At 54.7% G+C, this 20,011-nt stretch carries 14 protein-coding genes; 7 read left to right on the top strand and 7 right to left on the bottom strand.

Annotated elements, in window-relative coordinates; genetic code table 11:
* The 5 genes from ACR0DE_RS01460 to ACR0DE_RS01480 all read left to right on the top strand — a co-directional run bounded on the left by ACR0DE_RS01460 (nt 1) and on the right by ACR0DE_RS01480 (nt 6,795).
* Nucleotides 1–1,644, top strand: coding sequence for an amidohydrolase (locus ACR0DE_RS01460; RefSeq protein ID WP_480751313.1), 1,644 nt, complete (start codon nt 1–3; stop codon nt 1,642–1,644).
* Between the two features lies 1 nt (nt 1,645).
* A complete protein-coding gene (locus ACR0DE_RS01465) occupies nt 1,646–3,151 on the top strand; it encodes a M81 family metallopeptidase (RefSeq protein WP_480751315.1) in 1,506 nt (501 codons plus the stop codon).
* A gap of 613 nt (nt 3,152–3,764) precedes the next feature.
* A complete protein-coding gene (locus tag ACR0DE_RS01470) occupies nt 3,765–4,850 on the top strand; it encodes a hypothetical protein (RefSeq protein WP_480751317.1) in 1,086 nt (361 codons plus the stop codon).
* The gene (locus ACR0DE_RS01475; RefSeq protein WP_480751319.1) at nt 4,840–6,123 is read left to right on the top strand and encodes a glycosyltransferase family 2 protein; all 1,284 of its coding nucleotides are present in this window, start codon (nt 4,840–4,842) and stop codon (nt 6,121–6,123) included. The genes ACR0DE_RS01470 and ACR0DE_RS01475 overlap by 11 nt, the downstream gene beginning before the upstream one ends.
* A gap of 12 nt (nt 6,124–6,135) precedes the next feature.
* On the top strand, nt 6,136–6,795 hold the full coding sequence (locus ACR0DE_RS01480; RefSeq protein WP_170407560.1) for a sulfotransferase: 660 nt from the start codon (nt 6,136–6,138) through the stop codon (nt 6,793–6,795).
* Between the two features lie 289 nt (nt 6,796–7,084).
* On the opposite strand, the gene nadC is transcribed toward ACR0DE_RS01480, so the two are convergent.
* The 5 genes from nadC to ACR0DE_RS01505 all read right to left on the bottom strand — a co-directional run bounded on the left by nadC (nt 7,085) and on the right by ACR0DE_RS01505 (nt 14,343).
* Complete coding sequence (gene nadC / locus ACR0DE_RS01485; RefSeq protein ID WP_480751322.1) at nt 7,085–7,945, bottom strand: carboxylating nicotinate-nucleotide diphosphorylase; 861 nt, start codon at nt 7,943–7,945, stop codon at nt 7,085–7,087.
* Nucleotides 7,946–7,948: 3 nt separating this feature from the next.
* The gene (locus tag ACR0DE_RS01490) at nt 7,949–9,487 is read right to left on the bottom strand and encodes an L-aspartate oxidase (protein WP_480751325.1); all 1,539 of its coding nucleotides are present in this window, start codon (nt 9,485–9,487) and stop codon (nt 7,949–7,951) included.
* Nucleotides 9,484–10,455, bottom strand: coding sequence for a quinolinate synthase NadA (gene nadA, locus ACR0DE_RS01495; protein ID WP_170512078.1), 972 nt, complete (start codon nt 10,453–10,455; stop codon nt 9,484–9,486). Before nadA ends, ACR0DE_RS01490 begins: the two co-directional genes overlap by 4 nt.
* A gap of 77 nt (nt 10,456–10,532) precedes the next feature.
* Complete coding sequence (locus ACR0DE_RS01500) at nt 10,533–11,414, bottom strand: NUDIX hydrolase (protein WP_170561666.1); 882 nt, start codon at nt 11,412–11,414, stop codon at nt 10,533–10,535.
* Nucleotides 11,415–12,279: 865 nt separating this feature from the next.
* Nucleotides 12,280–14,343: an alkyl/aryl-sulfatase gene (locus tag ACR0DE_RS01505; protein ID WP_480751329.1), complete on the bottom strand. Its 2,064-nt coding sequence runs from the start codon at nt 14,341–14,343 to the stop codon at nt 12,280–12,282.
* Nucleotides 14,344–14,636: 293 nt separating this feature from the next.
* On the opposite strand from ACR0DE_RS01505, the gene ACR0DE_RS01510 reads away from it, so the two are divergent.
* Nucleotides 14,637–16,334 (top strand): tetratricopeptide repeat protein, encoded by a 1,698-nt coding sequence (locus ACR0DE_RS01510; protein ID WP_480751332.1) that lies wholly within the window; start codon nt 14,637–14,639, stop codon nt 16,332–16,334.
* A gap of 565 nt (nt 16,335–16,899) precedes the next feature.
* Here ACR0DE_RS01510 and ACR0DE_RS01515 read toward each other — a convergent pair.
* Nucleotides 16,900–17,253: a hypothetical protein gene (locus tag ACR0DE_RS01515; protein WP_170394225.1), complete on the bottom strand. Its 354-nt coding sequence runs from the start codon at nt 17,251–17,253 to the stop codon at nt 16,900–16,902.
* Nucleotides 17,254–17,594: 341 nt separating this feature from the next.
* Nucleotides 17,595–18,812, bottom strand: coding sequence for a 3-sulfinopropanoyl-CoA desulfinase (gene acdA, locus ACR0DE_RS01520; RefSeq protein ID WP_480751336.1), 1,218 nt, complete (start codon nt 18,810–18,812; stop codon nt 17,595–17,597).
* A 95-nt stretch (nt 18,813–18,907) separates the two neighbouring features.
* Between acdA and ACR0DE_RS01525 the strand changes: the two genes are divergently transcribed.
* Nucleotides 18,908–19,792 carry a LysR family transcriptional regulator gene (locus ACR0DE_RS01525; protein WP_480751338.1) on the top strand — a complete coding sequence of 295 codons (885 nt, stop codon included), beginning with the start codon at nt 18,908–18,910 and terminating at the stop codon, nt 19,790–19,792.
* Nucleotides 19,793–20,011: the final 219 nt, after the last annotated feature.

Consider the following 20,011-nt stretch of genomic DNA (forward strand, 5'->3'; position numbering starts at 1 on the left):
ATGAGGGAAACACTCTATTTCGGCGGTCCCATCCTGACGATGGACGCCGACAATTCCCGACCCGAGGCGGTGTTGGTGCGGGACGATGTCATCAATGCGGTGGGGGACGAAGCAACGCTGCGGCGGCAGATGTCATCCGATGCGGGTGTATATGACCTAGCTGGCCAGACCCTGATCCCAGCCTTCATCGACTCACACGGCCACTTCCCAGATCCCGGCTTCATCCAGCTGTTTCGGGTTGATCTTGCATCACCTCCGCGCGGCGCGTGTATGGATATGGCGCAAGCTTTGGAAAAGCTGCGCTGCCGAGCCGAAGAGACGCCCGAGGGCGATTGGGTGATGGGCGTTTTGTTCGACAACACCGCCATTGCAGAAGGCCGCATGCCTACCCGGGCCGAACTGGATGATGTCTCAACGGCGCATCCAATTTGGGTTCTGCATGCTTCGGGTCACAATGGCGTGGCCAATTCGATGGCGCTGAAGCTGCATGGCGTCAATCGCGACACCCCGGACCCGGCCGGAGGGCGTTATGGCCGCGACCCCGATACCGGCGCCCTGACGGGGCTGGTCGAAGGGCTGTCGGCCATGGGCGAAATGGGCGACACTGATTTTCTGATCGACCAGGACAGGTTCTGGCAAGGGTTCAACGCCTGCCGTGATGAGTATTTGTCCCACGGAGTGACTTATGCACAGAACGCTTGGGCATCGCAGGTTATGCTCGACCACTTTGCCAGCCTTCCTGCCGATCAGGATCCCGGCATTGATTTGGAATTGTTGCCAATTGCCGATCTGGAACCGGCTCTGAGCCAGGGCTGGATCGACGATAACTGGCCCGGCAACCCACATTTTACGCTGGGTGCGCGCAAGCTGTTTACCGATGGCGCATTCCAATTGCAGACTGCCTATCTGTCTGCGCCCTACTACAAGTCGCTGGACCCCGATCACCCCTGTGGCATGATCTATGCCACGCAGGTCGACATGGATTTCAAGGTTCTCCGCCTACACGCTATGGGGTTTCAGATCCATTGCCATTGCAACGGGGATGCCGGGGCCGAGATGTTCATCGATGCGGTGGACAAGGCCTTGCTAGCGCATCCGCGAGACGATCACCGCCATACAATCATCCACGGCCAGGTTCTGCGCGACGATCAACTGGACCGCATGGCGCGGCTTGGAATAACTGTCAGCTTCTTTTCAGCACATGTGCATTTCTGGGGGGACCGACATTACGATACCTTCCTCGGCCCGGAACGCGCTGAACGGATTTCGCCAGCCGCAACTGCGGAACGATACGGTGTACGCTATACGATCCACAATGACGCGTCGGTTACGCCAACGCGGCCAATCCATCTGGCGCATTGCGCGGTGAATCGACTGACTGCATCCGGCCGGCAACTGGGTGAAAAGGAAAAGGTCAGCGTACTGTCTGCGCTACGGGCACAAACCATCGATGCGGCGTGGCAAGTGTTCAAAGAAGATCAGCGCGGTTCGATTGAGCCCGGAAAACTGGCAGATTTCGCCATCCTTTCTCGCAATCCCCTAGATGATCCTGAACGGCTACTCGACACATCGATTGTTGCAACCATCCGGCGAGGTCAGATTGTGTTTGGCACCACCAAATCCAGAAAAGAACTGGAATTTTAGAATGACAGCCAAACGCATTGCCATTGCCGGATTTCAACACGAAACCAACTGCTTCGGAGCGACCAAAGCGGGTCTGCCCGAGTTCGAGATGGCAGATTCCTGGCCCGAAATGTTGCATGGCGCGCGTGTCATCGCAGACACCAAAGGCATGAACCTACCCATCGCCGGGTTTTCTTCCGCCGCGAACCAGGCAGGTTTCGAGCTTTTCCCAATCCTGTGGTGTGCGGCAGAACCTAGCGCTCATGTCACGGATCACGCGTTCGAGAAGATATGTACTATGATCTTGGATGGCCTTCGCGGCGCGGGACCGCTGGACGGAGTGTATCTCGACCTGCACGGTGCCATGGTGACTGAAAGCCTTGCCGATGGTGAGGGAGAGCTGTTGCGCCGAGTACGTGATCTGGTAGGGCGGGATGTTCCGGTCGTGGCGAGCCTGGACCTGCATGCCAATATCTCTGACCAGATGATCTCGCAGGCGGACTATCTGGCAATTTTCCGCACGTACCCGCACCTCGATATGGGCGAAACCGGTGCGCGATGCGTACCGGTTCTGCAAAGGCTACTGGCAGGAGAGAAGCTGCACAAAGCCTTCCGGCAGGTGCCCTATCTGATCCCATTACATGCGCAATACACCTGGGCCGCACCGTTTGATGAGATTTATCAGTTGCCCACCCGGTTCGAACAGGCCCATGTCTATGCAGAAATCGCGCTGGGTTTTACAGCGGCAGACTATCCCGATACTGGTCCGTCCTGCGTTGCCTACGCGACCAGTGCCGCGCAAGCGACCGCCGCAGTAGATCAAATTGTCGACCTTTTTCTGGCCCGAGAACCTGATGTGGACTGCTCTATGTTGTCGTTGGACGAAGCCGTTCTGGCCTGTCGTTTGCATCGCGACAAACCGCTCGTGTTAGCGGATGTACAGGACAACGCAGGCGCAGGCGGCACATCCGATACCACCGGACTTCTGGCCGCTTTGATCGAGGGGGACGCGCAGGAGGTTTTGATGGGTCTCTTCCACGACGCCGAAAGCGCAGAGAAAGCGCATCGTGCAGGCCAAGGCGCAATACTGAACCTTGCCATCGGCGGAAAATCAGGTCTGCCCGGGCACCACCCCGTTGAGGCAAAGTTCGAAGTTCTGGCCATCGGAGATGGCATCTGCCGATACTCAGGTGAGATGTACGGAGGCGGCATCGCGACGCTTGGCAAAACGGCCGCTCTGAGGATGATAGAGTCTGGCGCGAAGATAGACTTGGTCGTCACCAGTGTGCGCAACCAATGCCTAGACCGCGCTCATTTCACCCATATCGGCCTGAATCCCACATCCTATTCAGTGATCTGTGTCAAAAGCACCACACATTTCCGGGCGGATTTCCAACCCATCGCAAGCGACGTGAAAGCCGTTGCCGCTCCAGGCACCTTTCTCTGCGATCTGGACCAGATCCCCTACTACAACATCGCAGGCAAACGCCGCATCGAAACACGTGGACCCAAAACCAGAAACCATTGATTTCCCACCCGCATCGCAGCTCGCAATCGACATAGCAGGCGCAGAAACTGCATTGAGATCCCGCTTGTAAACTAAGAGATTGGAAACTTCTCGCTTCACGTTTTGACAATGCCGCCTCATCTTTCGCTTCAAATCGACAGAAGATAGGGCTTAAACCGTTTCTGTTCGGCAGAAACCCAAACCCATTACGACCAAGCTTTGATAGAGCAACCCTGCGGCAAATCCCGACCCAGCAAACGGACCTTGCTAGCGCGATTTACGGTTCGAAATCGAGCGGTGAATATGTCTGACTTATATTGGTTGGCTGGCGCACATATAGCGCGTCTTGAGCCCTTATTCCCCAAATCACACGCCAGTCATCTACGCGAGACCCACGGAGTTACAGACCCAGATTGTGATGATCTGCTAAAACCCGCTTTTTATCGGAATAGTGAACGAAACCGCAACGCTGGGAAATACCATCAGACCGGATACCTCCGCTCAAACAATCTGGTCTGAGAGCCGACCGGTTCGGCGTTGGATGTAGACGGCAAGTGTAGCTATCGATAGACAACTTCCACAGGGTCAAACCGAAAACGAAGGCCCGAGGCAACCCAGGCAACAGGAAGAAACTATGAAGCGCTGTGCAATTGTACAATTTGAACCGCGCCATGAAGAAGTCATCCCCAGCTTGGTGGCCGCCTGTAATGCCAACGGGTACCGACCACGAATCTTTTTGCATCGCCGGATCTTAAAGCTGCGCGGAGATATCATGGCCTTGGTGCCGGGATTGGAATTTGATGTTGAGTATGTGCCTTTGAGCACACCGGATTACCGGGCTGCGGATGCACCAAAACATATCAAGTCAACTATTGCAGCAATTGAAGCGGCCGAACATGACTTCGTCCTTATGGCCTCTTTGAGTCGTCCAAAAGCGGCAAGCTGGGCGCATGGAGTGAAGAAGCCATTGATCATGGTCCTGCATAATCTGGATCAGTTCAGCCAGATGGTACCCCTGCGCGAGACGCTTCAGATGCCAAATGCGCGCTACATCAGCCTGAGTGCACATGTCACGGCTGAATGGATCAGCCGGGTGGGCAAAGCCCATATGGACAGGATCGCGACGTTGGAGCCGTTTTATTGGATCGATGATCCGGAACCAAAGTTGGGCCAGCCGCGTCAGGTCGTGATCCCCGGCAACGTTAACATGCGGACACGTGATTACCCTGGCCTGCTGGATCTTCTTGGCAATCGACCGGACGCCTTTCAGAATCTGCATTTCATCCTGCCGTCAGGAGGCGGAGATCGCGCCAAGGTTGAAAGTGAGATCCAGGACCGAAAGCTTGACGCCCGCTTTACGTGCCTGCCTTTGGACAACAGCGGGCAGGTCGGGCATGCCGCGTATTTTGACGCACTGGCGGGCGCTCAGGTGATACATCCGCTCATGCCATTTGACTATGAACAATATCAACGGATCAAGATCACATCTGCCCTGTCCTCTTCGGGTGGATTCTGTGTGCCGATCGTCATGGACCGCTGGTCAGAGGCCTGTTACCGACCACCAATGCTGATTGCTGACAATGGGTTGGAGGCAAGCCTGACCCGCATTTCAGAGGCGAGTGATGCAGAACTCAGCGATCTGCAGGTAGCACTGAAGTCTTACCGCCGATCTGCACTTGCAAACGGAGCTGTCGGGCTAAGACGGCTAATTGAACAATAAGTGCATCTATCCGGTTCACTCTCAGCCTTTTAGATCCACCTACCACCGAGTTGGAAATCGCCCAAGTTGGCAACATGATGCCGCGCCGTACTTTTTTCGTTCCTACGCGAAATTCGCAGTTCAGAACATCTGCAAAACCGTTATTCTCAATGAGCACCACATGACATACGGTCTGGCGGATCACCAGACTGAAGCGTCGGATCAAAGGAATAGAATGACACGAAAGCTAGCGATCCTGACGCTCAAAGATGAAGGCGCGTTCCTGTTGGAATGGCTCGCCCATCATCAGATGGTTGGTTTCACTGATTTTCTGATCTTCTCGAATGATTGCGCGGATGGCACCGATCTGATGTTGCACCGACTCGAAGAGATGGGGCAAATCACTCATGTCAGCCATGAAGCCAAGCCCGATAAGAGCGTACAGTGGCAGGCTATGAAACAAGCCGCCAAACATCCTCTATTGAAAGAAGCAGACTGGATACTGGCGCTCGATATTGATGAGTTTGTAAATATCCATATTGGCGACGGCTCATTAAACGCGCTCATCCATAGCCTCCCCGAGGCGGATGCGATCACGCTCACCTGGCGGCTATTCGGAAATGCAGGGATTGTTTATTTTGAAGATGCGCCGGTGACCCAACAGTTCACTTCGTGCGCCCCCAAACCCATCCTTTGGCCGTGGCGCGCCTCGATGTTCAAAACGCTTTATCGCAACAACGGGATTTACCATAAACCAGGCATTCATCGGCCAATTTCGCCTGATCAGACCCGCGTGGATGAGGCGCGCTGGTATGATGGATCAGGCCGTTTGCTTGGTGGCGATCATCGCCGCCAGCGGGTATTTTCCAACTATACGCAAGATACGACCATGAGGGTTCAGCTTAACCATTATGCTTTGGGCGCGATGGACTCCTTTCTGCTCAAACGTGCGCGTGGACGTGGGGTGCATTTCAAAGAGAAAATCGGCATGGATTATTGGGTCGATTACAACTTTAACAGCGATCAGGACGTCTCTATTTCCCGCTACCAATCGGCACGGGCTGCTCGGGTTACCGAGCTAAAATCAGATGCCACACTGAAGAAGCTACATGACAAGGCCTGCGAATGGCGGCACAAGCGATTTAAGGAACTTCTGGAGTCAGAACCTGAACGCGCGTTTTTTGCTCGCCTGATGATGGCTGGCCAAACCACACCTCTGACGGAGCATACGGCCCGTCAGCTTATTTCAGTTGCCATGCGCGCGAACCAGAAAGCCGCCGCAGAGTCCGAGTAGGAGCCTTCCTTCGTGCCGCAATCATCAAAAACCCATCCTGAATATCTGTCTACTCGTGCAGGCCGTACGCGGCGGATATTTCAGGTCGGTTTCAACAAGTGCGGCACAAGGTCGATTTCCGCCTTTCTAGATAACAACGGCATTCCGACGGTTCACTTCAAGCGTGGCAATCTGGCCCGCGCGCTCGCTAACAATCTTAAGTATGGCTATGCGCCGCTCAATGGCATTGACCGTTGGGTCGGCTACACCGACATGCAGATGGTGAGCGGGTCACGCGTGATTGAAGGTTGCCGTTATTTTCGTCAACTCGCGGCATATTATCCCAATTCGTATTTCATATTGAACACTCGAGACAAAGACAGGTGGATCGCAAGTCGCCGAAACCATGGCAATGGGTTTTATGCCGAGCGTTATCGTAAGGGTATGAATTTCGAGTCGGTTGATCAGGTAATTGATCATTGGTCAGAAGAATGGGACCGGCATCATCAGGAGGTGCCCGAATTTTTTAAGGACCAACCGGATAAATTATTGATATATAATATAGAAACAGACAGCCCTGACCAGATGTCCGAGTTCCTTGCGCCTGATTTTGAGACTGATCCGACTTTCTTCGGCCATGAGGGTAAAACGTCCGGAGGCAATGACGCCGACGATGCGGTTTCTCCGAATTGAGATGTCATGGCCTGCTTATTTAAGCAGCATAAGAAATCGAGTGTGGGCGAGAACGAAAGGTTCGGTCGCCAACTCTCTGACGAATGAATGCGACTTAAAACTTGCCCAGCTTAGCTGGCTAACGGAGTGACAAGATTGAACAGGCAGGCTGCGCCGCCGCGCACCTTTTGATTGCCTTGATTCCTATGGTGCGCGCGATGCTCTTGCCGTTGGCAATCTTTTGGAAAGGCCGTTGATTTCGACATTTTGGGCAATGAGCGTCGTAACTGTTGGTTTACTCTTGGTGCTGTTAGAGCACAAAATCCAGACCAATATCGAGGCAGTGTGCACTGTGGGTGATCCAGCCCATAGAAATCAAATCAACACCGGTGTTCGCCACAGCCCGCACATTATCTGGGGTTATCCCGCCTGAAGCTTCGGCAATGGCTTGACCATCAATCATGCCTATAGCTTCGCTTAAGGTTCTTGGATCCATGTTATCCAGAAGCACCGCATCAACACCGATTTTCAGAACTTCGGCCAGCTGCTCCAGCGTGTCGACCTCGATCTCGACCTTGACCATATGACCGACTGTCTCTTTGGCCCGCGTCAAGGCTGGGCGGACACCCCCGGCTATAGCGATGTGGTTGTCCTTGATCAGCACCGCGTCACTTAGGGAGTAGCGATGGTTCATGCCGCCGCCTGATCGCACAGCGTATTTCTCTAAAGCCCGCAAACCGGGCGTTGTTTTTCGGGTACAGACGATGGCAGCACGCGTGCCTTCGACGCGGCGAACCATATCGGCTGTCACACTTGCAATACCCGATAGATGACCCAAGAAGTTGAGCGCCGTACGTTCAGCAATCAGCAGACTGCGCGATGGTCCTTTGAAGGTAGCGATCACTGTGCCGGGCGCGACTGTCCCACCATCCTCGACATGACGGATTACTTTGATCGCCGGATCTATCAGCTCACAAGCCAATTCAGCACAATCCAGACCGGAAATACATCCGGATTGACGCGCGCAAGCCACAACTTCGGAAACATGATCCGAAGGAATAACAGCCGAGGAGGTGACATCTCCGGCGAGGCCCAAATCTTCATCAAGTGCGCGGCGGATCACCGGCTCCAGCATCGTTCGGGGCAACGGGGCTAGGGGCATGATAGTCATTTCTCAAGCAGTCCTCAAAAAGGGTTCCTGACTGGTCAAACTCGCATGAGCAAGTACTTCGGTCAGAGTCATCAAAAGAGATTGCGCGTTCGCCTCAGGATTAGGGAAGTCACTTCGGTAATGTCCGCCACGCGATTCTCGGCGCAGATCGGCAAAGACCGCGATCGAAAGCGCGACTAGTGCCGGGTCAGAAGCGCAGGCAGCGGTTTCGACCAACGGAGACAACTTTGAAATGACTTGACGCAATCCCACCTCGTCGCGGATCAAACCCAGAAATTTTGTAGCCAAAGGCCGGACAGAGCTAGGGTCAGAACGAGGCAGAGCGGTAACTGTAGGAACAAATGACAGGTTTCTCATTTCTGCCTTGGCAACATCATTTGCGGCGCGGCATCCCATCACCACCGCCTCCAGCAGTGAATTACTAGCAAGGCGATTGGCACCATGCAGGCCAGTGGCCGCGCATTCACCTATGGCCCAAAGGCCTGACAGAGTGCTTCTTCCATACTCATCAACGGCGATACCGCCCATGTGGTAATGCGCAGCCGGAAGTATCGGTATGGGATCGCGCGCCGGATCAATTCCGCTTGCTGCGCACAATGCATGGATGCCAGGGAACCGCTGGACAAATTCGGCACCAAGCGCGGCACGAACATCAAGAAACACTCGCCCACCTTCCAATATGACCTGATGCACGGCACGAGCCACCACGTCGCGCGGGGCCAGTTCAGCCCCCGGAATATGCGACATGAAGCGCTTGCCGGTTTGGTCGATCAGAATTGCGCCCTCGCCCCGGACGGCTTCACTGACCAATGCCAGAGGTGTCTGCTTGATATCCAGCGCTGTGGGATGAAACTGGACAAATTCCATATCGCGCAAGGCTGCCCCGGCGCGGGCGGCCATCATGACGCCCTGGCCGAAATTACCTGAAGGGTTGGTGCTTGCACCAAACAGACCGCCGCAACCGCCTGACGCCATAACGACCTGAGATGTGCGCAATACCTCTGCTTGGGCATCTTTTTGCAGATGAACGCCTGTAACGTGTCCGTCTAGCGTCAACACCCGTCGGGCTTCGACTCCGGTCAAGCAAGTGATCGATGGGCATTGCAACACGGCACTCGCAAGGGCCGATGTGATTTCGGCTCCGGTGCGGTCGCCGCCTGCATGCAGTATTCGGCGGCGGGAATGCGCAGCCTCGCGCCCCAAGGCATATGTGCCGTCGGCGGTTTTATCGAAACGAGCGCCGTGTTTCTCTAATACAGTGATCGCCTTTTGCGCTTCGCAGAGAATGGCCGACGCCACGGTTTCATCGCACAGCCCGTCGCCGGCCCGCAAAGTATCGACCAAGTGTTGCGCAGGATCACCATCCGTGCCTAGTTCGGCGGCGATCCCTCCTTGAGCCCAAGCGCTGGAACATTCCTGGCCCAGCCCTGCACGGGTGATTAGTACTACGGGTTGTGGAGCCAGTTCCAGCGCAGCCGTCAGCCCGGCGATGCCGCCACCGATGATGGCAGTTCGACCATGAAGCCCTTCGAGCCCGATCATTTCACTGCCAGCATCCGTTCTACCGCGCGGCGCGCATCTTCGGCGATGGCCGGATCGACAGTGACTTCGTGATGGCCCAGTTCCAATGCGTTGCGAATGTTGCGCAGACTAATGCGCTTCATATGTGGACATAAGTTACAGGGGCGCACGAATTCCACCTCAGGATGGTTCAGCGCCACGTTGTCGCTCATCGAGCATTCGGTCAACAGGCAAACCCGCGTCGGTTTTTTGTCGCCGACGAAATCCGACATGACTGCGGTAGAGCCAGAAAAATCTGCTTCGGCAACCACTTCGGGCGGGCACTCAGGATGGGCCAGGACCGTAACACCCGGCCACGCTTCGCGCATTTCACGTATATCGGCTGGAGTAAACAGTTCGTGCACCTCGCAATGTCCGTGCCATGCGATCAATTCGACATCGGTCTCTTTGGCGACGTTCTTGGCGAGATACTCGTCCGGGATCATCAACACGCGCGGCACCCCGAGGGATTCCACCACCTTTACTGCGTTGCCCGACGTGCAGCAGATATCCGATGCCGCCTTCACCGCTGCCGACGTGTTTACGTATGTGATCACCGGAACGCCGGGATGGGCTTCGCGCAGAAGCGCAATATCCTCGGGTGTGATGGAATCTGCCAGTGAACACCCCGCCCCCAAATCTGGGATCAGCACCGTCTTTTCCGGGTTCAGCAGCTTGGCAGTTTCCGCCATAAAATGCACACCAGCCAACACAATGACATCGGCATCAACCTCGACAGCTTCGCGCGCAAGCGCAAGGCTGTCGCCCACGATATCGGCAACTCCATGGAAGATCTCCGGCGTTTGGTAATTGTGGGCGAGGATGACCGCATTCCTCTCACGCTTGAGATCAAGGATGGCTTCCAGATCATCTTCAAACAGCATCCATTCGGGTTGCGGGATGATCTGCTTTACCCGGTCGTAGAGGTCTGGAAGGCGAAAATCTTTCATTGGCTTCTCCATTTATACTCGAATCGAGTATATTGAGGTCATGCTTATTCTCGATTCGAGATTATGTCAAGCGAGGTTCAGGACCGGGAGAGAGGTAATCTGACGCCCGACAGCATGCGAGCCTCTAGAATGGCCGGCCGATATCGGAACAGGCGTGCCGGACGACCACCGGTGCCGCTGGACATTTCGCCGGTATCTTCAATCAATTCCTGCTGATCAATCTGGCGGCGAAAATTGGGTTTGTGCAGGTGTAGACCAGACAGCGCTTCAACTGTGCGCTGTAACTGCAGCAAGGTGAAGCTTTCGGGCATGAGCTCGAACACAACCGGAGAGTATTTTATCTTGGCCCGCAAGCGAGATATGCCGGTGGCGAGAATGCGACGGTTGTCCGCTTCCATGTGACGACCGAATTCAGGAGTGTCAACAAGCCCTGCTTCGTACATAAGCTCATAACGTTGCAAAACCAGCTCTTCGTTCCAGGTCTTCCCATTCAGACCAAACAGATAGTCCACACGCTGCAGTTTTAGCGGATCACTCCCTGCCCAAGCTGAGATACGTTTGATAATTTGTGGTAGTTCTTCGGGGCTGCGATCGCGATGATCCTCCCATGGGAAGTATTGATACCAGCTACGCCATGCCGGACGTCCAGCACCAGTAGTATCCTGCTCCCGCACCAGACCGAGATAGCTGATCGAGATACGCTGAGAGTTGTCGGCATAACCCGAGCGTGGATCGCGATCCTTGTCTGCAAAGGTGTAAAGCTGTTCAAGATATCCCACCGGATGGCCGGTCTGCGCCTCAATCCAGGCCCGCAAGCCGCTTTGCAAGCTGCGGTGTGAAGATTCGAACGGTCCCGAAGGTAGCGCGTTACCGCCACGCAAGGTCATGACACGCGGCTGATCATCAGTCACGGCGATTAGGATTGCGATCAGTTCGGCAGGGGCTAGTCCACTTGGCAAGGAATTTCCTGTTTGTAGAATGTCGCGAAGCGTTGGTTAGAATGTGCGTTCTAACCCAAATTTAGTACCTTGGCTTGAAGAAAAATACAGTGTGACGGGTGCTTCTTCAGAGAACAAGCATTTCTGGCCCAGTTAATCGTCCCACTGTTCTAACATCAGGTTACTACTTTCGGTCCAATGAACCTGAAATACAGTTTCGTCTCACGACTTGAGGAGTGTCGCAAGATATGGGTTCGGGCTGACCAAACAGCCCGTTGAGGTATTCGTTTCGCTAAGGTAGTTCTCAGAACGGTCTTACGTATGATCTTTTTGAAGGCTGCCGTTTCCGCAAAGACATTAATGATTACACTAAATACTTCGATTTGCGACACACAGTGTCTTATCGAAATTTGGAATCGATCATAGCATATCGCAGCTAAGGTCTGACCACTTCACATTCGACAGTTGGGTTGTGAAGCTTCCTCCAGTTCGAAGATACCCATCCGACCCGCGGCGCTAAGCAGCCAGTTCTTTGAATCGTTGTACGGGACGGGGTCCTGGAGTGAATTGAAATCTACGGATCGGGACCTCTAGGTAGTTTGATATCTTGGCTGATGTTCACAAATTGCAAGTTTCAGAACATCCCAGTTTGATTTTTGCGTCATGCGCTTTGGCTTTCTTAGGCTGAAGATTCTGATCCCGCATTGACACCACGGATGAAAGAGTCCACGCACGGCGGTAACAATCCAGCAGTCGTTCGGGCGGGGCATTCTGCTGCTCCGATACCAGCACTACTGGTCGAAAGCTTCTCCCGGTCCAATAGTCAGAAAGAGAGAGGCCCAGGGCAGCAAAACCCTGAGCCAGCTTTCAATCGGACGGTCCCGTCTCAGCCGCCACTCGAGTTTGCTAACCCGGGCTGGGCAAAATCATTGGCGGGTGGTGTCAAATCCTGCGCACCGGTGCCGGGCATCAACTCGAAACCCAAGTCGAATTGATCCAGGGTCGAGGCCAGTTGTGCTACAATCTCGGCGTTGCCATCAGACTGCGCGGTGCCATCAGCGAGCATCTCGGTCAATCTGCGCTCACCGGTCATGACCTTTTCCAGGTCCGTGCGGCTCAGACTGATCGAAAGATCGGCGTCTTCCGCCACCTGATCGACGATATGAGTCAGAGTGGCATTGCTCATCTCGACAACGATGTTCTCGTCCCGGTCGGGGATCGACAGGTTGATGGTGAACTCCATATCGGCGGCTTTGGCGCTATTGACGCGAATGGCCAGAAAGTCGAGCCACATCGTGGTCTGCATCGCCTTGATCGTATCGGGACCGGTGGTCTCGATGGTAGCGCCCTGCGGAATACCGTTGCGCAGTTCGAACGCCGCACCAAGGAACGAGTTGCGGACCGAAGGGCTTTCCTTCTGATACCCGATCTGCTCGAACGCGTCGGCCAACAGGTCCTTGGCGGCTTGGTTCTGTGGCTCGGCGTAGACCAGTTTGTTTAGAATCTCGGTCGCTTCAAGATATTTACCGGTGTCCACCAATTCCTGCCCTTTCGACAGGATTGGCTCGGCGCCGCCCATCATCTCGACAAACAGCGGCGCGCTGTCTTCTGGCGACAGAGGTGTGAGCGTGGTGGGGTTGGCATCCCAGTAGCCCAGATAACGGTTTATCACCGCCCGGCTGTTATGCTCGACCGAGCCATGATAGCTGCGCGCGGCCCATTGCTGCTGCAGGCTTTCCGGCACGTCATAGACGTTGTGAATCTGATTGATGGTCACGCCCTTGTTGGCCAGATTCAGCACCCCGTTGTTAAGATTGGCGTAAGTGTCACGCTGCGCACGCATCACTTCTTGAATGCGCTCATTTCTGTAACGGGGCCAAGAGTGAGAGGCGAACATCAACTCGGCATCCTGCCCAAACTTGTACAGCGCGTCATTGACATGCTTGGACCAGCTCAGCGCATCGCGCACCAGTGCGCCACGCAAGGTATAGATGTTGTGAATTGTGCCAGTGATGTTTTCCGCCGCCCAGAATGCCTTGAGGTCGGGGAAATAAGTATTCATCTCAGCAGGTGCTTCAGTACCCGGTGTATTTTGGAAGATCATACGCACGCCGTCTACGATGATCTCTTCATACGCGTCCGAGACATAGCGGGTCGGTTCGATCAGGCCCGTGGTGCCAGTCGAGATGTTCTTGCCGATGGACTGATCCACATGGCCGAACGGGCTGCGCGGCAGCAATACGCCGTATTGGAAAAACAGACGGCGGTTCATCACGTTGCCCGCATAGACGTTTTCGGAAACCGCATGTTCCATGAAACCTTCGGGCGCGATCACCTCCACACCGTTGGCCACGTCCTCATCGGTGATCACTCCGCGCACACCGCCATAATGGTCGGCGTGGGAATGCGAATAGACAACCGCCTTGACCGGCAGTTCGCCCACGGTGTCGTTCAGCAGCTTCAGCGCTGCTGCGGCAGTTTCCTTGGAGGCCAGCGGGTCAAAGATGATCCAGCCGGTATCGCCACGAATAAAAGTGATGTTGGACAGATCGAAGCCACGCACCTGATAGATGCTGTCGTCGAGAATATCGTACAGGCCGAAATTCATGTTCAGGATCGCCTGACGCTGCAACGACGGGTGGATCGAGTCGAACTCTTTGCCCTCGAGCAGATAGTCATAGCTGCCGATGTCCCAGGCGACGGTGCCATCCTCGGTTTTGATCTGGCGGTATTCTGGAACCGCAATTAGCCCCTTGCGGCTTTCTTCAAAGTCACGCTCGTCATCGAACGGCAGGTTATTGCGTTGGGTTTGCTGGAATTCGATCGTGTAATCCGAGGGCAGCTTGCCCTTCGGGTCAAAGTGCTGAGGACTATCATCCTGCGCGACGGCAAGGCCTGAGGTCAGCGTCAAAAGGGTGACGGTAAAGAGTAAGGTGGTTCGACGTGGCATATATAATCGGTTCCTATCATGAACGCTTCAAAAGAGATCGCAGCGCAGGAGGTCTGACGGGACGAACCACGAGGTTGAAATTCGTCCCGCCGGTGCATTGACGTCCAGAAGTGCCGAGATGCGCGATCTTTTGGAAGCCGGGTGCCTGCCTGTACGACCAGCAGTGCGGCCCTCTTATCCGCAGTATTTTTCCCGAGAAGTGCAAACATGTTGCCACCTGTCGAAAAACACATGTATCAACGAGGCCAACATAATGGTTTTCCTTGGTTTTCCCGAGGCAGAGGGATATTGAAGTGGATACTACCGAGCGCGAAATTCGGGTACAGATGCAACGTATCCTGGATCATCCGGATTTCACCGCCAGCCCCAAACGCCGCGCATTTCTGAACTATATCATCGAGGAATATCTGGCCGGTCGTTCAGATCAGATCAAAGGCGTGTCGATTGCCATGTCGGTCTTTGACCGCGACGAAAGCTTCGACCAGCAGGTCGATCCGATTGTCCGACTTGAGGCGCGGCGACTACGGCAGGAGATTGACACCTATTATGCCGGGCCCGGTCGGGGCGATCCGATACGCCTCACCATGCCCAAAGGAGGATACGCGCCGCGGTTCGAAAAATCTTCACTGCCCGGCCCTGTTCCGGCACCTGCTGACGCCCGGCCCAATGCCGGGCTCAGAGGGCGACGACGCGCTGGGATTGGACTGGCTGTCGCCTTTGGCCTGGCATTGTTTGGGCTGATCTGGGGATTGGCCCGTTCAGGGACGCCCGAGGAACAGGCAAATCACAGCTTGCCCAAAGGACCCGTCGTGGCTGTACTGCCCTTTGAAACTCTGGGAGAGGGCCCCGAGTACCTCGCCGATGGTCTTACCCGGCAGTTGACGACCGAGTTGATCCGGTTCCGGGACATCTGGGTCTTGCCCCTTGGCAGCACACTGCATTCTGGTGAAACTGAGATTGATACGGCGAGCTTGCGTACAGAATTCAACGCTGATTTCGCGCTGGAAGGCAGTGTGATGGACAGGGGCGACACCTTGCGCCTGTCCGCACGCCTCATTGATCTGAAAGACCGAAGATATATCTGGTCGCAAAGCTATGAGGTCAGCGATACCTCCAAGGAGATCTATGCGGTACAGGACAGCATTATCCGAGATGTAATGGGTAAACTGGCCGGGAAATACGGGCTACTGACGCTTGGCGCGATGCGAGATGCCGATAGAATTCCACCCAACAATCGCGATGCTTATGACTGTGTGCTTGGTTATTACAGCTATCAGGTAACCATCAATCTGGATCGCCATGCCGGAATCAAATCCTGCATCCTGAACGCGCTCGAGAAGGCTCCGGATTATGCCGAGGCCTGGGCGGTGCTGTCGAACCTGTATCTGCAACAGATACGTTTTAGGCTGGGCGGAAATCGCGAACAGATTCTGGCCGCAGCCGATGCCGCAGCACGCCGGGCGGTCGAGATCGACCCAAATCTGGCGGCGGGACATCTGATGATGGCCAATATGCGGTTCGTGCTCGGCGATTTTGCCGGGTTCCGCGAGGCCGGGCAACGGGCGATTGACCTGAATCCGAATGACACCGACATTCTGGCCCATTACGGGATGCGTCTGGCGTTCAGTGGCGAATGGGACAAAGGACTTGCTATTGTAGACCGGGCAATCGCTCTGAACCCTGTGCATCCTCAGTGGTATCTGTTTCCGCGGGTTTTTTACGAGTTCGACCGGGGCGACTATGAAGCGGCGCTGGCACAATTGGAACAAATCGATATGCCAGGTTTCTTCTGGACCCATCTATGGCAGGCCGCGCTACACAGCAAACTGGGAAATGGGGAACAGGCCCAGGCGGCTCTACGCAGCTTGTTGGTTCTACGCCCAGATTTTTCATCTGTTGCATCAGATATACTTGCCATTTGGCAACTTGACGCCACTTTTAAGGAGAAACTGTTGGCCAGCCTTCAGAAGGCTGGTTTGTCAGATTCTTGACCGGCTTATCCAGTTTCCGCACACCTATTCATCGGTGGGCTTCACTGTTATCTGGAATCGCATCACCCTTGTACGCAGCAATAAGCAACCCACGTCAGATGGCTGACTTTAAATCATCAGATCGTCGTTCGATTTTCTAGCTTTCACGCAAGCGGGCCAACGGTCGCTGCCGGTCCATGTCTGGAATGGTTTGTCAGAGTTGGCGCATTTTGGGGACGGCCTTTTACGTAGTTTCGGCATTGCAAAGCACTTTGCTCATCGGTGCTCAACATGCGGAAGTTGATTACCTGTAGCCTGAAAGAAGCGCGCTTCTGGGTGGGATATGTCAATTCGATGCGCCAAAATGCAAGGCAATCGAGACGCGTCTTCGGAAGATCTGCGCGACACAGTTCACCCACCCAATCAGGCCGGTTTCTTTAACTTTTACAACTGAAACGTTTATTCGGCATCAGAGCACTCCTTCTCTGGTCAGAGTTTGCCCCAAATTACGAACTCTGTTCGGACCCTTTTCTGAGTCACGGCCAAGGCCCCTTTCGATAAACCACTGAGTAATCTGCAGCCATTACTAGCCCACCACTCCGTGACCACGCACCTGCATGCAGTTCACAAGCACATGACGCCGCGCCATTTCGTCATTGTACTGGCCGCGCACAGATCCGACTATGCCACCTGCGATCGCACCTCCGATGACATCTTCCTTCTCGCCAACAACCCAACCAGTGACCGCGCCATCAATAGCGCCGAACGTAGCATCCATTTTACGCTGCCCGGGATTGAAACTCGCGGCCATCAATCGGCATTCAGCCTCATCTGTGTAGAAGGTCGCATTCCTGGTTCCGTCAACCATCAGTGGCTTCTGCATCGGGTACTGAGTGCATGCGGTGAGACTGATGAGAGCAACAAAAATGAACTTTTTCATCGCAGCTTTCCTTTCGGGAATCGAAGTAATTGCTTGGCGTACACGCTAAACTTGCCTGCCTAGGCAAATCTCATTTAGTAAGTTTACGATTGTCGAAAAATAGCTCAGCCATTTTACGCAGCGTAAAATTGCATTTGTTTCGCTGGCTCGGTCGCAAACTTCTCTGGCGCATGAATGCAGCGCCTTTCTTGCGCAGCTAAGTTGGCTAAATAGGCAACTAGATTAACGCGAAAAAACCGTCGGCCGAGCATGCCGAAGGCGTGACGGCACGCAGCCGCGTAGGGCTGCGGCACAAGAAAGTCGGCGGCCCGAAAGTCCTTTTTCAATTTTCATAGGGTCTTCTATTCAGCCGCGTAACGCTCCATGTCGGCAAGGCGCGTGTATCCGTCCCGCGTCTGTGGTGTTTTAATGCCTAGAATATTTCCGGCGATTTGGGTCCGGAGAATCTGTGCGGTCCCGCCGCCGATAGTGAACATGCGCACATCGCGATACATCCGCTCCAGAGGTTCACGATCGCTGTAGCCGCGCGCGCCGAACATCTGCAGTGCATCGCTGACCACCTTAATAGCCATCTCTGACGCAAAAAGCTTGGCGCGGGCGGCCATGGTCATATCGGGATACTGACTGCCGTTTGGGCCACGCGATCGTGCCGCTTCATGGAGCAGCAGCCTAGCTGCATGAACTTTCGTGTCCATATCGGCCAGCATCCATTGAAGCCCCTGGAATTCTGCAAGCGGGCGCCCGAACTGTTCACGTTGAACGAGGTAGCGTTTTGCACGTTCAAGTGCCCCTGCCGCAACACCCATAGCAACTGCTCCCGCACCGACGCGTTGCGAATTGTAAGCGTTCATCAGGTCGGCAAAGCCACGCTTCAATCCTGAAGGCGGTTTGACCAGCCATTTCTCGTTGATCTCGATATTTTCGAACCGCAATTCTGCTTCGGGCATACCGCAAAGGCCCATCGTGTATTCGCGACCCACCACGGTGAACCCCTTGGGCGTATCACCTGACATCGGATCGGCAAACAGAATGAAACCGCCAATCCCCTGATCGACGCCTGCCTCATCGAGCACGCGGGCAAAGATCAGGTGCAGCTTGGAGACCCCTCCACCAGTGATCCAATGCTTGGACCCGTTGAGGATGTATGTGCGACCCTGTTTCAGCGCGGTAGTCTGCATTTCGGTCGCGGCACTTCCCGAGTCAGGTTCGGTTATGCAGATCGCGGGCTTATCTCCTGCCAGGACATGCTGAGCAAAAAAAGCCTTCTGCTCGTCATTGCCGTACCCCATGACCGCACTGATGCCGCCCATGTTGCCCTCGACAACGATGCGGGCGGTCAGCGTGCAGGCTTTCGCGATCTGTTCGACCACCATGGTGACGTCCAGAAAACTCGCGCCCTGCCCACCATATTTCTTTGCAATGGTCATACCCATGATGCCAGCATCGGCCAATTCGCCAACATTCTGCCAGCAATACCTGCGTGATCTGTCCCAATCTGCGGCACGTTTCTCAAATTCTGGGGCCAGTTCTTTCGCAACGTTCACAAGCGGATGCGGCATGCGTGTCCCTCGTCTCTGTTTCTTAACAGAATACGCTTGCAGTAATACAACACAATCGAATAAAATTGGATATCTAATCCAGTATGCCTTAAGTTATGCAGACACGTTCTCTCAGAACCCTCATACGGGTCTCGAATGTCGGCTCCTTTGCGAAAGCGGCCGAGCAGCAAAACATGACATTGTCTGCACTTTCAATGCAGATGAAGGCGCTTGAGGCGGAGCTTGGCGTCGACCTCTTTGACCGCACCGTACGACCACCGCGACTTACGCCAATCGGCCGGAGCGTCGTCGAGGCATCGATCCCGCTCCTGCAGCACGAAGACAGCCTTCTCAATATCTGTCGCCCGACGGACACGCTTGTCGGGCATTTCCGAATAGGATTTGTCACAACTGCTGCCGTTCGCTTGCTGCCGAACTTCCTGAACAACGCAAAACGTCAAGCACCGCAAGCGTCCTTCTCATTCGAAACCGGCCTGTCCAAGGTTCTACAAGAAAAGGTTGTAAGCGGTCAGCTTGATGCCGCCCTTCTTACAGATGCAGAAGGTGTTCCTGACACGCTTGCGGACAAGGTGCTTCGAGTGGAACCCTTTGCCTTTGCAGCCCATGAGAAATTGCTGAAAGACGGCCTCGCGGGTTTATTGAATGCGCAGCCCTTCTTTCACTTTATGCCCGACACCGGGATCGGAAAACTCATTGCTGGAGAGATGCTTAAGCACAAAAGACCAAAGGGTTCCGAAACCATTGTCCTTGATAACCTTGAAGCGATTATGGAATGTGTTTCGGCAGGGTTGGGTTTTACGCTTCTGCCTGTCCCGGATGTTTTGCGGTATCGGTCTGACGACGTCAAAAGTATTTGTCTTCCACAATCGTCGGCTCGGAAACTTGTTCTTGCGACCGTGCGCAAGGGCGCTCTGGCTGGAAGTGAGGCGATGCTTGCCGCGCTATTTTCGACAGGCGAGGCCGTCGCTGCGAGCGAATAAGAAACACCTTTCCTGCACTCGCGGCTTCGGCTGGATCGACTAAGGTCTTGAAACCCTCTTTTGGGTTCACGCAAGAACGACCGGAACCGGCCTTGGATAAACCGTTTAGATGCTGCGATGCAGCCTGTCTAACTAGCCACTCGCTACGGGAGCGATGGCCGCATTCACGGGAACTCAAAAATCGCGGAACAGATCAGGCTATTGCAATTGTAAAAGGCG

The sequence above is a fragment of the Ruegeria sp. C10 genome, assembly GCF_056537805.1.

Coding starts and splice junctions, on each gene's coding strand:
- ACR0DE_RS01505 (WP_480751329.1), bottom strand. CDS start 14,343: ATGCCACGTCGAACCACCTTACTCTTTACCGTCACCCTTTTGACGCTG.
- nadC (WP_480751322.1), bottom strand. CDS start 7,945: ATGACTATCATGCCCCTAGCCCCGTTGCCCCGAACGATGCTGGAGCCG.
- ACR0DE_RS01470 (WP_480751317.1), top strand. CDS start 3,765: ATGAAGCGCTGTGCAATTGTACAATTTGAACCGCGCCATGAAGAAGTC.
- nadA (WP_170512078.1), bottom strand. CDS start 10,455: ATGAAAGATTTTCGCCTTCCAGACCTCTACGACCGGGTAAAGCAGATC.
- ACR0DE_RS01465 (WP_480751315.1), top strand. CDS start 1,646: ATGACAGCCAAACGCATTGCCATTGCCGGATTTCAACACGAAACCAAC.
- ACR0DE_RS01515 (WP_170394225.1), bottom strand. CDS start 17,253: ATGAAAAAGTTCATTTTTGTTGCTCTCATCAGTCTCACCGCATGCACT.
- ACR0DE_RS01525 (WP_480751338.1), top strand. CDS start 18,908: ATGCAGACACGTTCTCTCAGAACCCTCATACGGGTCTCGAATGTCGGC.
- acdA (WP_480751336.1), bottom strand. CDS start 18,812: ATGCCGCATCCGCTTGTGAACGTTGCGAAAGAACTGGCCCCAGAATTT.
- ACR0DE_RS01490 (WP_480751325.1), bottom strand. CDS start 9,487: ATGATCGGGCTCGAAGGGCTTCATGGTCGAACTGCCATCATCGGTGGC.
- ACR0DE_RS01460 (WP_480751313.1), top strand. CDS start 1: ATGAGGGAAACACTCTATTTCGGCGGTCCCATCCTGACGATGGACGCC.